Source organism: Paracoccus angustae (genome assembly GCF_042648745.1).
Lineage (GTDB): Bacteria > Pseudomonadota > Alphaproteobacteria > Rhodobacterales > Rhodobacteraceae > Paracoccus > Paracoccus angustae.
This window is the reverse complement of the sequence record NZ_JBHRXY010000018.1, coordinates 21,897-35,201: the sequence shown is the minus strand read 5'-3', so window position 1 is coordinate 35,201 and position 13,305 is coordinate 21,897. Positions and strand designations below refer to the sequence as shown.

The 13,305-nt window shown below is 65.0% G+C and carries 11 protein-coding genes; all 11 read left to right on the top strand.

The genetic code is table 11. The annotated features are described in order from the left end of the window. The first annotated feature begins 49 nt into the window (after window positions 1–49). Genes ACFOM8_RS16515 through ACFOM8_RS16465 form a run of 11 tightly spaced genes read left to right on the top strand, consistent with a single transcriptional unit; the run spans window position 50 to window position 13,253 of the window. Entirely contained in the window at window positions 50–1,099 is a 1,050-nt protein-coding gene (locus tag ACFOM8_RS16515; RefSeq protein ID WP_377763167.1) for a zinc-dependent alcohol dehydrogenase, read from the top strand. A gap of 5 nt (window positions 1,100–1,104) precedes the next feature. After that, a complete protein-coding gene (locus tag ACFOM8_RS16510; RefSeq protein WP_377763165.1) occupies window positions 1,105–2,115 on the top strand; it encodes an NAD(P)H-quinone oxidoreductase in 1,011 nt (336 codons plus the stop codon). Window positions 2,116–2,119: 4 nt separating this feature from the next. Next, complete coding sequence (locus tag ACFOM8_RS16505; protein ID WP_377763163.1) at window positions 2,120–3,844, top strand: acetolactate synthase catalytic subunit; 1,725 nt, start codon at window positions 2,120–2,122, stop codon at window positions 3,842–3,844. Window positions 3,845–3,863: 19 nt separating this feature from the next. After that, a complete protein-coding gene (locus tag ACFOM8_RS16500; protein ID WP_377763162.1) occupies window positions 3,864–5,063 on the top strand; it encodes an ABC transporter substrate-binding protein in 1,200 nt (399 codons plus the stop codon). Between the two features lie 51 nt (window positions 5,064–5,114). Next, on the top strand, window positions 5,115–5,999 hold the full coding sequence (locus tag ACFOM8_RS16495; protein WP_377763160.1) for a branched-chain amino acid ABC transporter permease: 885 nt from the start codon (window positions 5,115–5,117) through the stop codon (window positions 5,997–5,999). A 9-nt stretch (window positions 6,000–6,008) separates the two neighbouring features. Beyond that, on the top strand, window positions 6,009–7,838 hold the full coding sequence (locus tag ACFOM8_RS16490) for a branched-chain amino acid ABC transporter ATP-binding protein/permease (RefSeq protein WP_377763159.1): 1,830 nt from the start codon (window positions 6,009–6,011) through the stop codon (window positions 7,836–7,838). Beyond that, window positions 7,825–8,529, top strand: a complete 705-nt coding sequence (locus ACFOM8_RS16485; RefSeq protein WP_377763158.1) for an ABC transporter ATP-binding protein — start codon at window positions 7,825–7,827, stop codon at window positions 8,527–8,529. The genes ACFOM8_RS16490 and ACFOM8_RS16485 overlap by 14 nt, the downstream gene beginning before the upstream one ends. A 3-nt stretch (window positions 8,530–8,532) precedes the next feature. Further along, window positions 8,533–9,330, top strand: coding sequence for a 3-oxoacyl-ACP reductase FabG (gene fabG / locus ACFOM8_RS16480; RefSeq protein ID WP_377763156.1), 798 nt, complete (start codon window positions 8,533–8,535; stop codon window positions 9,328–9,330). Window positions 9,331–9,337: 7 nt separating this feature from the next. Beyond that, window positions 9,338–10,141 carry a shikimate dehydrogenase family protein gene (locus ACFOM8_RS16475; RefSeq protein WP_377763155.1) on the top strand — a complete coding sequence of 268 codons (804 nt, stop codon included), beginning with the start codon at window positions 9,338–9,340 and terminating at the stop codon, window positions 10,139–10,141. Between the two features lie 23 nt (window positions 10,142–10,164). Continuing rightward, window positions 10,165–11,790 carry a GMC family oxidoreductase gene (locus tag ACFOM8_RS16470; RefSeq protein WP_377763154.1) on the top strand — a complete coding sequence of 542 codons (1,626 nt, stop codon included), beginning with the start codon at window positions 10,165–10,167 and terminating at the stop codon, window positions 11,788–11,790. Between the two features lie 29 nt (window positions 11,791–11,819). Beyond that, a complete protein-coding gene (locus ACFOM8_RS16465; RefSeq protein ID WP_377763152.1) occupies window positions 11,820–13,253 on the top strand; it encodes an NAD-dependent succinate-semialdehyde dehydrogenase in 1,434 nt (477 codons plus the stop codon). Window positions 13,254–13,305: the final 52 nt, after the last annotated feature.

Sequence of the window (13,305 nt, the reverse complement as noted above, 5' to 3'; positions counted from 1 at the left end):
ATAACGCTAGATGGTGGTGCAAGCTAGCTGTGAGGAGGCAGCTGCACCAATGGAGGAATACATGCTTGCGCTGCGCAAAAACATACCCGGCCCTGGTGCCGAGCTGGTCAGGGTTGACCTGCAAGAACCGCTCGCCTTGGGCGAAATCCGGGTGGATGTGCGCGCGGTCGGGATTTGTGGAAGCGATCTGCATGCCCATGCCTGGGATCCGTCCTATGGTTTCATGGCGCCCTTTCTGCCCCTGACGCTGGGGCATGAATTTTCGGGAATCGTCGCTGCCGTTGCCCCTGATGTTACCGAAGTTTCCGTGGGGGACAGCATTGTCTGCTGGCCCACGGTGACCTGCGGCACATGTGCCGCCTGTAGTGCAGGGCGTCCGGGCGGATGCGAGGGACGCCGCATCATTGGCCTGCACCGTGACGGGGGCTTTGCCGACAGCGTGCGGATGCCGGCGGCGAACGCGCTGCCGCTGCCTGCGGGCCTGCCGCTGGACGTGGCGGCATTGACCGAACCGTTGGCGGTTTCGATAAACGCGGTCAACGTGGCAGGGGTGGCGGCAGGCGACCGGGTGGTCGTTCTTGGCCCCGGGCCCATCGGCATGGGGATTGCGCTGGTTGCCCATGCCCGCGGCGCCGATGTGCTGCTGGCGGGATTTCGCGACGATGCGCGGCTGGCGCTGGCCCATGACATGGGCATTCCGGCGGTTGCCGATCTGGCGCAGGTCACGCTGGCCGAGGCCGTGCAGGACTACTTCAACGTCGCGCCGGATGTCGTTATCGAGGCGACGGGGCGTCCGCCCAGCGTGGCCGAAGGGCTTGCAGTCCTGCGCCCAGGGGGCGTGCTGGCCGTTGTGGGTATCCATGCCGAACCGCTGTCGCTGGATCTCAACCAGCTTGTGCGTGGCAAAAAACAGCTGCGCGGCGCGCATGATTCGACCTCGCAGGGCTTTGCCGAGGCGATCGAGCGGCTGGCCGCGGACCCCGGGCTTTATGCCCGCATGATTACCCACCGGCTGCCGCTGGCGCAGGCCGAGGATGGGTTCGCGCTGGCCCGAAAGGGCGCGGCGCTGAAGGTGATGCTTTTTCCTGGGGGAGGTTAAGGAAAATGTCTGAATCCGGGACTTTGTCCGTCATTGCGCCCCGCGCAGGCGGTCCCGAGGTGCTTGAACTGGTGCGCCGCGAACTGTCCGCGCTCGAGCCGGGCGAGATGCGCGTTCGCGTCCACGCGGCCGGGGTGAACCGCCCCGACGCCATGCAGCGCGCTGGAAACTATCCGCCGCCCCCCGGCGTGACCGATGTGCTGGGGCTGGAACTGGCGGGCGAGGTGGTCGAGACCGCCCCGGACGTGACCCGCTTTCGGCCCGGCGACCGCGTGATGGCGCTGGTTGCGGGCGGCGCCTATGCCGAGGAGGCCGTGGTCCAGGCCGATGTCTGCATTCCCGTTCCGGCTGGCCTGTCCATGATCGAGGCCGCCGGCATCCCCGAGACCTACTTCACCGTCTGGAGCAACCTGTTCCAGCGCGCCAACCTGAAGGCGGGCGAAACCGTGCTGCTGCATGGCGGCACCTCGGGCATCGGCGTCACCGCGACGCTGCTGGCCCGCGCCATCGGCGCACGGATGATCACCACCTGCGGCTCGGACGAGAAATGCGCAGCCTCAGTCGCACTTGGCGCGTCGGCCTCGATCAACTACCGCACGCAGGATTTCGTGGCCAAGGGCCGTGCCCTCACCGATGGCTGCGGCCCCGAGGTCATCGTGGACATGGTCGGCGGCAGCTATATGCAGCGCAACCTTGAATTGGTGGCCGAGGACGGCCGCATCGCACAGATCGCATTCCAGCAGGGCGCGCGCGCGGACATGGACATGGGTCCCTTGCTGTTCAAGCGGCTGACGCTGACCGGTTCGACTCTGCGGGCGCGGCCGATCCCGATGAAAGCCGCGCTGGCCCGCGCCGTCGAGGCCGAGGTCGTCCCGCTTATCATGGAAAAGGGCGCCCGCCCGGTCATCGATTCCGTCTTTGACCTGACCGAAGTGCAAGCCGCGCACGCCCATCTCGAAGCGTCGGCGCATACCGGCAAGATCATCCTGAAAACCGCCGCCTGTATTGAGGACTAAGACAATGAAGGACGCATCACATCGTTCAAACCGCAGCGGCGCCCATCTGTTGGCAGAAGCGCTGGAGCGCCATGGCGTGACGCAGGTTTTCGGCCAGTCGATCCCCTCGGCCTTCTTCCTGGCCGCGCCGGACTACGGCATCCGCCAGGTCGGCTACCGGACCGAGAACGGCGGCGCGGCCATGGCCGACGCCTTTGCCCGTGTCTCGGGCCAGGTGGCGGTCGTCACCGCGCAGAACGGCCCTGCGGCAACGCTGCTGGTGCCGGGCCTGGCCGAGGCACTGAAAGCCTCGATCCCTGTTGTCGCCATCGTTCAGGATGTCAGCCGCCTGCACACTGACAAGAACGCCTTTCAGGAACTGGACCACCTGGCCCTGTTCAGCGGCGTGGCGAAATGGGTGCGCCGGGTAACCGAGATCTCGCGGATCGAAGATTACGTCGACCTGGCCTTCGCTGCCGCCGCGACGGGGCGTGCGGGTCCGGCCGTGCTGCTGGTGCCGCTGGATATCCTGGACGAACTGAGCGAGGGGGTGAACAAGACGCCGCGTCAGGCATCGCTGGGCCGCTATCCGCTGGATCCGGTTGCACCCGATCCCGCCCGCGTGGCCGAGGCCGCAAGCCTGCTGGCCGGGGCCGCGCGCCCGCTGGTTATCGCCGGTGGCGGCGTTCACAGCGCGCGCGCCTATGCCGCCTTGGCGGAATTGCAGGAGCTGGGTTTCCCGATTGCGACCACGGTCATGGGCAAAGGCTCGGTGGATGAAACCCATCCGCTGACGCTGGGCATCGCAGGCTACTTCATGGGCCTCGGCGCCCGCGCGGCCGAGCTGTCGCCCATGGTGCGCGAGGCCGACGTGGTCCTGCTGGTCGGCAACCGAACCAATCAGAACGGCACCGACAGCTGGAAGCTCTACCCGGAAGGCGCGCGCTATATCCAACTGGATATCGACGGCAACGAGGTTGGCCGCAACTATGAGGCGCTGCGCCTTGTGGGCGACGCGCGGCTTGGACTCGAGGCGCTGGTGGCGGCGTTGAAGGGCGCCGATCTGTCAGCGCGGGCCACTGCCCGTCCGGGCGTCGAGGCGCAGATCGCCGAAGGGCTGGCCCGGGGTGCAGCCGTGCGTGACGAACGCCGCCTGTCGGATGCAAGCCCACTGCGCCCCGAGCGGGTCGTGGCCGAGATCGACAGGTTGATCCCTTCCGATGCAATTGTGGTGGCGGACGCGTCCTACTCCTCAATCTGGGTGGCCGACGGCATCACCATCCGCAAGGCAGGCCAGCGCGTGCTGACGCCCCGCGGCCTGGCGGGTCTGGGTTGGGGCTTGCCCTACGCCTTGGGCGCCAAGGCCGCGCAACCTGACGCCCCGGTCATCTGCCTGACCGGCGACGGTGGCTTTGCCCATGTCTGGGGCGAAATTGAGACCTCGAAGCGGATGAACCTGCCGGTCGTGGTCGTGGTGCTGAACAACCAGATCCTCGGCTATCAGAAACATGCCGAGCTGACGCTGTTCGGTGCCTATACCGATGTGGTGCATTTCCAGCCTGTCGATCACGCGGCGATCGCCCATGCCTGCGGGGTTGAGGGCATCCGTATCGACAACCCGGCCGATCTTCCGGCCGCGCTGGAAAAGGCGCTTTCGTCCAATGTCTTGACCGTCATCGACGTCGTGACCGACGAGCGCGCCTATCCGCCTGTCACCAGCTTCACCGGCAAACAGGCGCTGGACTACTGAATCACCAGGGAGAGAGTAAATGAAACTGACGAAATTTCTGATGAGCGCGGCCGTGGGTCTTGCCCTTGCCTCGCCCTCTTTCGCCGATGTCAAATTCGGCTCGCTTTACCCGATCAGCGGCCCCCTGGCCCTGCTGGGCGAGGAAAGCGCACGTGGTCTGGAACTGGCCGTGGAGGAAATCAATGCTGCCGGGGGCGTCCAAGGTGAGCAGGTTGTGCTTGAGCGCGGCGACGCTGTGGACAACAACCAAGCGACCGGCGAAGCGCGTCGCCTGATCTCTCTAGTCGGCGTGAAGGCAGTCTTCGGCACCTATTCCTCGGCCCGTGCCATCGCAGCCTCGCAGGTCAGCGAACTGGCTGGGGTGCCCTATTTCGAGCTGGGCGCGGTCGCCGACGAGGTGACGGGCCGTGGGCTGACCTACCTGTTCCGCACCAACCCGACGGCGGCGAACATGGGCAAGGACTCAATCGAGATGCTGACCAACGCCATCGCCCCCGGCCTTGGCAAGGATCCGAAGGATCTGAAGATCGGCATCATCTATGAAGACTCGTCCTACGGCACTTCGGTCGCCGGTCACCAGGATACGCACGCCAAGGCCGCTGGCCTGAACGTAGTGTTGAAGTCGGGCTATCCGGCAAACACCGTCGATATGTCCTCGCTGGTGCTGGAACTGCGCGAACAGGGCGTCGATGTGGTCCTGCAAACCTCCTACCAGAACGACTCGGTCCTGTTCCTGCAGCAGGCGAACGAGGCGGGCTACAAGCCGCTGGCGATCATCGGCGGCGGCGGCGGCTACTCGATGCAGCCGACGGCCGATGCGGTGGGCCATGACGTGATCGAAGGCGTTTATGACGTGGACTTCACCCAGTTCGCGGTAAAGGAGGACGCAACCCCGGGCCTTGACAAGTTCGTCGAAGCCTACAAGGCGAAGTACGGGACCGAGCCGCGGTCGGGCCATTCGCTGAACAACTATGTCGGCGCAAAGGCCGTGCTCGAAGCGCTGGACAAGGGCGAGGGCTTCGAGCCCGATCAGATCGTCGCCGCCGTCAAGGCCATCGACGTGGCCGACGGCACAACCGCCGCAGGATACGGCATCAAGTTCGACGAAACCAACCAGAACGAACGGGCCAGCATGATGGGCATGCAGTGGCAGGACGGCAAGCTGGTCACAGTCTACCCCGAAAGCGCAGCGGTCGCAGAAATGCGCTTTGCCGAATGATTAACCCGGGGCGGCCTTGCCAGCCGCCCTCCTTTCCGGGGAAAGCCTGCAATGACGACCTTTCTACAAGTCCTTTTGAACGGCCTCATGCTTGGTGGGCTGTTCGCGATTGTCGCCATCGGCCTGACGCTGATTTTCGGCATTGTCAAAGTGGTGAACTTCGCCCACGGCGAGTTTCTGATGGCGGGCATGTTCGTGACATGGCTGATCACCACTCGGCTAGGGCTTCATCCCTATGCATCCGTCATCATCGTCGTCCCGATGATGTTTCTTCTGGGTGCCCTGACCCAGAGGGTGCTGATCCAGCCCCTGATGTCAGCCGAGGACGATCATGTCCAGATCTTCGCGACCGTCGGCCTTTCAACGGCGATGATCAACCTTGCCCTGCTGATCTTCGGCGCGGATATCGCCAACACGCCGAACTTCAACCTGCGCACTCCTATCGAGATCGGCCCCGTCCGCGTCCTGACAGGTCAGCTTTATATCTTCATTGCCGCCATCATCCTGGTCATCGCACTGCAATTGTTCCTAAAGAACAGCCAGACCGGCCGTGCTATCCGCGCCGTGGCACAGCACCGCGTCGCAGCCGAGCTGATGGGCGTCAACGTGCCGCGCATCTATATCCTCAGCTTCGGCCTCGGAGCAGCTTGCGTGGGCCTAGCCGCAGTGCTGATCGCGCCGCTTTACCCGACCTCGTCCAATATCGGGACGTATTTCGTGCTGACCGCCTTTGTCGTTGTGGTCCTGGGCGGGCTCGGCTCGATCCCGGGGGCGTTCTTCGGCGCGCTGGTCATCGGCCTCGTGGATTCGCTTTCTGGCTTCTACATCGGCTCGGACCTGCGCGAGGCCGTGGTTTTCGGCATCTTCCTTCTCATCCTCATCCTGAAGCCTTCCGGTCTGTTCGGCAAGCGGATGACCCTTTCGCATCTGTCCTGAGGAAACGACATGAGCATCAGCGACATCCACAGCCAGACCGGCAGTAATACTCGCAGCATCGGCTGGCCGCAGGTCGCCTTCGGGGTGCTTTTGGCCTCGCTTCTTCTGATCCCGCTGGGCATCGACAACGCCTTCGTGTCGCATGTCTTCATCACCATCTGCCTGTTCGCCGCGCTGTCGACGGCCTGGAACATCGTCGGCGGCTTTGCCGGCCAGCTGTCGCTGGGCCATGCGGTGTTCTATGGCATCGGCGGCTATGCCGGGGTGATCCTGTTCAACCTGGGCGTCACCCCCTGGATCGGCATGTTCGTCGGCGCGGCGGTTGCAGCCGTGGTCGGCATGGTGATTTCCTATCCCTGTTTCCGGCTGAAGGGACCGTTCTATACGCTGGCCTCGATCGCCTTTCTCGAGGTGATCCGCGTCCTTTCGCTGCACTTCAAGGACATGACCGGCGGCGCCACGGGCATGATGATCGACCTGCGTCTGGGCTGGACCTGGATGGTCTTCCGCGAACGCTGGCCGTCGCTGCTGATCGTTTTCGGCATGCTGCTGGTCACGCTGGCCGTGGCTTGGGCAATCCGCCGCTCGCGGCTTGGCTTCTATCTGGTCGCGACGCGCGAACGGGAATCGGCGGCCCGCGCGGCGGGCGTGCGGACCGTGCGCGTCCGGCTGATCGCGGTGGCGATTTCCTCGGCGCTTTGTGCGATGCTGGGCACGTTCCATGCGATGTATCTGACCTTCATCGAGCCTGCGGCGATGTTCTCGCTGGCCTTCTCGATCCAGATCGCGATGTTTGCGCTGATCGGCGGCATTGGCACGGTGGCGGGTCCGCTGCTGGGTGCGGCGCTGCTGGTGCCGATTACCGAGTGGGCGCGCGCCTCGCTGGGGGCATCCGCGCTTGGCCTGCACGGGTTTGTCTACGGGATCGTGCTGATCGTCTTTGTGCTGTTCATGCCGAACGGGATCATGGGTGCCATCAAGCGTTTCACCCGCAACGACGGAAAAGCCGCCGACGAGCCGACCCCGACCGAGACCGGCCCGATCATCGCCCCTGCCAATGCCGTCGCAGCCCCCGACCCCGACCGTCCCGGCATCGGCCAAGACATCCTGAAGGTCGAGAACCTGAACAAGCATTTCGGCGGCCTCCACGTCACCCGCAATGTGAACTTCACGCTGCGCGAAGGCGAGGTGCTGGGCCTGATCGGCCCGAACGGCGCGGGCAAGACGACGCTCTTCAACATGATCTCGGGCTTTCTTGCACCTGACGAAGGCAAGGTCGGCCTGCGCGGCGCCGACGGCCAGTTCCATCAGCCCACCAACCCCGCGGATTTCGCGGCACTGGGCATGGGCCGGACCTTCCAGATCGTTCAGCCCTTCGCGGCCATGACGGTCGAGGAAAACATCATGGTCGGTGCCTTCTATCGCCACCACGACGAAAAGGACGCGCGCGAGGCCGCTCGCGAAACCGCGTGGCGTATGGGCCTTGGACCGCTGTTGAACGCAGAGGCCCGCGGGCTGACCATCGGCGGCCTCAAGCGGCTGGAGGTGGCGCGCGTCATGGCGATGCAGCCGCGCGTGCTGCTGCTGGACGAAGTGATGGCCGGGATCAACCAGACGGACGTGCGCCGTGCCATCGACCTGATGCTGTCGATCCGCGACGCGGGCGTTTCGATCATTGCCATCGAGCACGTCATGCAGGCGGTCATGTCGCTGTCGGACCGCGTCATCGTGCTGGCCTCGGGCGAGGTGATCGCCGAGGGCCGTCCACAGGATGTCGTGCGCGATCCCCACGTTGTCGAAGCCTATCTTGGCAAGGAGTTTGCGCATGCTCACGCTTGAGAACATCGATGCGGGCTATGGTCCGACCACGATCCTTCAAGACGTCAGCCTTGAGGTAAAAGAGGGTGAAATCGTCACCATCGTCGGCGCCAACGGCGCCGGCAAGACGACCACGCTGCGCACCATCGTCGGCCAGATCAAGCCCCGGGCGGGCAAGATCAGCTTCCTTGGCGAGGACATTACCCGCTTGCCGGGCCACGAGGTCGTGGACCGGGGCATTATCCTGGTCCCCGAGGGGCGGCAGCTATTCCCCGACATGACCGTGCGGGAAAACCTGCAAATGGGCACCTATCGCAAGGCCGCCCGCGAGCATCAGGAACAGCGGCTGGAAGAGGTGCTGGCCCTTTTTCCGCGCGTCCGCGAACGCCTTGACCAGAACGCCTCCTCTCTCTCCGGGGGCGAACAGCAGATGGTGGCGATCGCGCGCGGCATGATGGCCAAGCCCCGCATTCTGATGTTCGACGAGCCTTCGCTGGGCCTTGCGCCGATCATCGTGTCGCAGGTCTTCGACGTGGTGCGCCAGATCGCGGCCACCGGCACGACCGTGCTGATCGTCGAACAGAACGTCTTCACCACGCTGAAGGTCGCAAACCGGGGCTATGTGCTTGAAAACGGGCAGGTCGTTCTGGCCGATAGTTCCGAGGCATTGCTGAAGAACGACCATGTCCGCCGCGCCTATCTGGGAATTTGATCCATGGAACTGACCGAAATCACCCCCGAGCCGATCCGTTTCCGCCCGTCGCATCAAGGCCGCAACGTCCTGGTCACCGGCGCTGCACGGGGCATCGGACAGGCCATTGCCCAGGCCTTCGTGGAACGCGGCGCGACCGTCGGCATCTGCGACCTGAACCCCGATGACGTGGCCGCCACCTGCGAGGCACTGAACGCGCTTGGTCATGGCCGCGCCGTTCCGGTGGCCTGCGACGTGTCGGATTACGACGCGCTGGTCGCTGCGGTTGCCGAGACCGGGCTTGAATTCGACACCGTCATCAACAACGCGGGCATCTCGCCCAAGCATGACGGCGTCGCGCACAAGGTCTGGCAGATGGCCCCCGAGGAATGGCGCCGCGTGGTTGACGTTAACCTGACCGGCAGCTTCAACACCGTCCGCGCGCTGGCGCCCGGCATGATTGCCGCGCGCCGGGGCTGGATCGTCAACACCTCGTCGGTGGCGGGCAAGACCTATTCGCCCATCGTCGCCTGTCATTACGCGGCGACGAAATCGGCGATCATCGGGTTCACCAAGCATCTGGCGGCGGAGCTTGGCCCCCATGCAATCCGGGTGAACGCCCTGGCGCCCGGCCGCATCGCGACCCCCATGGTCGCCGGGGTCGCGCCCGAGGTGAACGCCGAGCAGGTCAAGCTGACGCCCATGGCCCGCCTTGGCGAGCCAGCAGAGGTGGCGGATGTCGCGCTGTGGCTGACCTCGACCGAATCCAGCTTCGTGACCGGCCAGACCATTGACGTGGCTGGCGGTCTCTACATGACCTGAGGTCACGATGATTACCGGAAATACCAGGCTTTACGGCATTGTCGCCAACCCCATCGCGCATGTGAAGACCCCGGAGGAGATGAACAGTCTCTTTGCCTCGATCAGCCATGACGGGGTGCTGGTGCCATTCCATGTGCTGCCCCGGAACCTATCGCAATTCATAACCATGTTGCGGGGTCTGGAGAATTTTGGCGGGCTGATCGTCACCGTTCCGCACAAGACCGATGTGCTGGCGCTGTGCGACGAAACCGTCGGCGATGCGGCGGCCATCGGCGCGGTTAACGCAATCCGCCGCGATCCCGACGGGCGGCTGATCGGGGCGATGCTGGACGGCAAGGGCTTTGTCAGCGGGCTCGAGGTGAACGGGATCGATGTCGCGGGCATGGATGTCTGTCTTCTTGGCGCGGGCGGAGCAGGGGCGGCGATCGCCTTCGCCCTTGCCGAAGCCGGGGTGACACGCCTGACCATCGTCAACCGCTCGCAGGACAAGGCCCGCGATCTTGCGGATCGGGTGATGGCCAAATACCCGTCGGTCAACGTGGCCCCCGGCGCGCCCGAAACCGCGCGCCGCGACCTGATCGTCAATGCAACCTCGCTGGGGCTTCGCGCCGATGACGCGCTGCCCCTGTCGGACCTGGCTTTCCATGGCAACCAGATCGTCGCCGAAGCGATCATGGAGCCCGAGGTCACACCTCTTTTGGCGGCGGCGCGCGAGGCAGGCGCAAGGATCCATTTCGGCCGCCCCATGCTGCGCCAGCAGATCCGCCTCATGGCCCGGCACATGGGCGTGACGGCTGTTCCCGACGCATAAGACAAGGCCACGGAGTCAAGAAGATGGCAAACGCCCTGCCGCCGGATGCGCGGTTCGATTTCATCATCGTCGGCGGCGGGACGGCCGGCTGCATCCTTGCCGAGGCCCTGTCCCGGTCGGGCCGCAACAAGGTGCTGCTCTGCGAAGCAGGGGGCGAGGCGCGTTCTCCGTGGATCCGCATTCCGGCAGGGTTCTACAAGCTGCTAGTGAACAAGCGCTACAACTGGGGTTTCTGGAGCATCGAGGAAGCTGCGACGAACCACCGCCGCATCGCCATTCCGCGCGGCAAGGGGTTGGGCGGATCGACGCTGATCAACGGGATGATCTATGTCCGTGGCCAGCCGCAGGATTACGACCTGTGGCAGGAACGTGGCGCGACCGGCTGGAACTGGCAGAGCGTGCTGCCCTACTTCAAGGCAATCGAGCGTTGGGACAAGCCCGACCCCGATGGCTTGCGCGGCCGTGACGGCCCCTTGCCCATCAACGAGGTGGTGGAACAGAACGAAATCGGCCGTGCCTTCATCGCGGCGGCCAAGGCGCAGGGTCAGGTCTTCAACCCCGATTACAACGGAAAAAGCCAGGAAGGCGTCGGCTGGTATCAGGTGAACCAGGCGGACGGAGAACGCTATTCCGCCGACCGCTCCTGGCTCGCCCCCGCCCGCAAGCGGCCGAACCTGACCGTGCTGACCGGCGCGCGGGCGACCCGCCTTCTGCTGGAAGGCAGGCAGGCCACAGGCGTCGCGCTGACCCACAAGGGCCAGAGCCATCAGGTTCGCGCGGGCGAGGTGCTTTTGGCCGCAGGTTCGATCCAGACACCGCACCTGCTGGAGCTTGCCGGGATCGGTGATCCGGCGCGGCTGGCGGCGGTGGGCATCCAGCCTGTTCATGCGCTGCCCGGCGTGGGAGAGAACTATCTTGACCATTTCTGCACGCGGATGAACTGGCGCGTTTCGCAGCCCGTCACCCTGAACGAACTGACGCGCGGACCCCGTCTGGTGGGGGAGGTGCTGAAATATGCGCTGAAGCGGCGTGGCGTGCTGACCTATGGCACCGGCCTTGCCCATGGCTTCCTGCGCTCGCGCGAGGATCTGGACCGACCGGACGTGCAGTTCTTCTTCATGCACGCAAGCTATGCCAATGCGGCAGAACGCAAGCTGGACAGGTTCCCCGGCATGACCCTGGGCGTGACGCAGCTGCGCCCGCAGTCGCGTGGCTCGATCCACGCGGTGTCCCCCGACCTGAACGTCCAGCCGGCCATCGTGCCGAACTTCCTGGATCACGAGGAAGACCGCCGCGCGATGGTGGACGGCATGAAGCTGGCGCGCCGGATCATTGAGCAGGCCCCGATGGATGCCTTCCGCGTGGCCGAGATGAGCCCCGGACCGGACTGCAAGACTGATGCCGACTGGCTGGAATTCGCCCGGGCGAATGGCCAGACCATCTATCATGCTGCGGGAACCTGCCGCATGGGCACCGATCCGATGGCGGTGGTCGATCCCGAATTGCGCGTGCACGGGATCGCAGGCCTGCGGGTGATCGACGCCTCGGTCATGCCCGAGATGGTTTCGGGCAATACACAGGCGGCAGTGATGATGCTGGCTGCCAAGGGAGCCGATCTGGTTCTGGAAGGCAACCGCCAGGCGCGCTGATCGCCGCCGAATGAATGCAGGAGAAGCTGATGTATCCCAACCTAACCCTTATTGTCGGCGGCGATGAACGCAGCGAAGGCTCGGCCGGAACCTTGCGCCTGACCGATCCCTCGGACGGCAGCGAACTGACCATTGCGCCACGCGCCGGCCGTGCCGAGGCACTTGAAGCTGCTCGCGCCGCAGAACAGGGCGCGGCCGAATGGGCGGCGCTTTCGGCACTTGAGCGGTCAAAGATCATGCGCCGCGCTGCCGACATCATGCGTGCGCAGGCAGATGACGCCGCCCGCGTCATGTCGATGGAGCAGGGCAAGCCCCTGGCCGAGGCACGCGGCGAATGGCTGGGTTCGGCCGATCTGCTGGACTGGTTCGCCGAGGAAGGCCGCCGTGTCTATGGACGCATCGTTCCCTCGCGTGCGCCGAACATCCAGATCCAGGTGCTGAAGCACCCCGTCGGGCCGGTCGCCGCATTCACCCCGTGGAACTTCCCCGCATGGAACACCATGCAGAAAGTCGCCCCCGCGCTTGGCGCAGGCTGCCCGGTGGTCATCAAGCCCGCCTCGGACACGCCCGGCACCGCTTGGCTGATCGGCAAGGCGCTGCTGCAAGCCGGTCTGCCCGCCAAGGCGATCTCGGTCATCTGGGGCGCGACATCGGAACTGTCCGACACGCTGATCAAGGCGCCCGAGATCCACAAGGTGTCGCTGACGGGTTCCACCCGGGTTGGCCGGATCGTCGCCGCGCAGGCAGGCGAGGCGCTGAAAAAGGTCACCATGGAACTGGGCGGCCATGGCGCGGTCATCATCGCGGCCGATGCCGACCTGGACCACCTGATCCCGCTGGCCGTCCAGTGGAAATTCCGCAATTGCGGCCAAGTCTGCGTCTCGCCCACGCGCTTCATCGTCGATGCCTCGATCCATGACGAATTCGTCCGCCGCTTTGCCGAAAAGGCGCGCGAGCTGAAGGTCGGCAAGGGCACGCAGGACGGCACCCAGATGGGTCCGCTGACCTCGGCCAGCGGTCTGGGCACCGTGATGGACATGGTGGATGACGCCGTCGGCAAGGGCGCCAAGGTTGAAACCGGGGGCGCGCGTATCGGAGACAGCGGCTACTTCTACGAACCGACGATCCTGTCGGGCATGACAACCGACATGCTGGCGATGAACGAAGAGCCTTTTGGTCCCTTGGCGCTGGTCATCCGCGTGAACTCGCTGGATGAGGCATTGGCCGAGGCGAACCGCCTGCCGGTCGGGTTGGGGTCGTATCTGTTCACCTCGTCGATGACGACGGCCCACCGGGTCCAGAAGGAACTGCGCACCGGCATGTTGGGCGTGAACCATTTCGCCCTGGCCCTGCCCGAGACGCCCTTCGGTGGCGTGCGCGATTCGGGCTTTGGTTCGGAAGGTGGGTCCGAGGGGATCGAGGCGTATCTTACGACGATGACCGTCACCACCATGATGATCTGACGACCCGCGCATGGACAGGCGAAAGCCCCGCCGTTGACGGGGCTTTTCATTC

What these genes read in the sequence shown, in the direction of transcription:
- ACFOM8_RS16510 (WP_377763165.1), top strand. Translation starts at nt 1,105, where the DNA reads ATGTCTGAATCCGGGACTTTGTCCGTCATTGCGCCCCGCGCAGGCGGT.
- ACFOM8_RS16465 (WP_377763152.1), top strand. Translation starts at nt 11,820, where the DNA reads ATGTATCCCAACCTAACCCTTATTGTCGGCGGCGATGAACGCAGCGAA.
- ACFOM8_RS16470 (WP_377763154.1), top strand. Translation starts at nt 10,165, where the DNA reads ATGGCAAACGCCCTGCCGCCGGATGCGCGGTTCGATTTCATCATCGTC.
- ACFOM8_RS16485 (WP_377763158.1), top strand. Translation starts at nt 7,825, where the DNA reads ATGCTCACGCTTGAGAACATCGATGCGGGCTATGGTCCGACCACGATC.
- ACFOM8_RS16505 (WP_377763163.1), top strand. Translation starts at nt 2,120, where the DNA reads ATGAAGGACGCATCACATCGTTCAAACCGCAGCGGCGCCCATCTGTTG.
- ACFOM8_RS16495 (WP_377763160.1), top strand. Translation starts at nt 5,115, where the DNA reads ATGACGACCTTTCTACAAGTCCTTTTGAACGGCCTCATGCTTGGTGGG.
- ACFOM8_RS16500 (WP_377763162.1), top strand. Translation starts at nt 3,864, where the DNA reads ATGAAACTGACGAAATTTCTGATGAGCGCGGCCGTGGGTCTTGCCCTT.
- ACFOM8_RS16490 (WP_377763159.1), top strand. Translation starts at nt 6,009, where the DNA reads ATGAGCATCAGCGACATCCACAGCCAGACCGGCAGTAATACTCGCAGC.
- fabG (WP_377763156.1), top strand. Translation starts at nt 8,533, where the DNA reads ATGGAACTGACCGAAATCACCCCCGAGCCGATCCGTTTCCGCCCGTCG.
- ACFOM8_RS16515 (WP_377763167.1), top strand. Translation starts at nt 50, where the DNA reads ATGGAGGAATACATGCTTGCGCTGCGCAAAAACATACCCGGCCCTGGT.
- ACFOM8_RS16475 (WP_377763155.1), top strand. Translation starts at nt 9,338, where the DNA reads ATGATTACCGGAAATACCAGGCTTTACGGCATTGTCGCCAACCCCATC.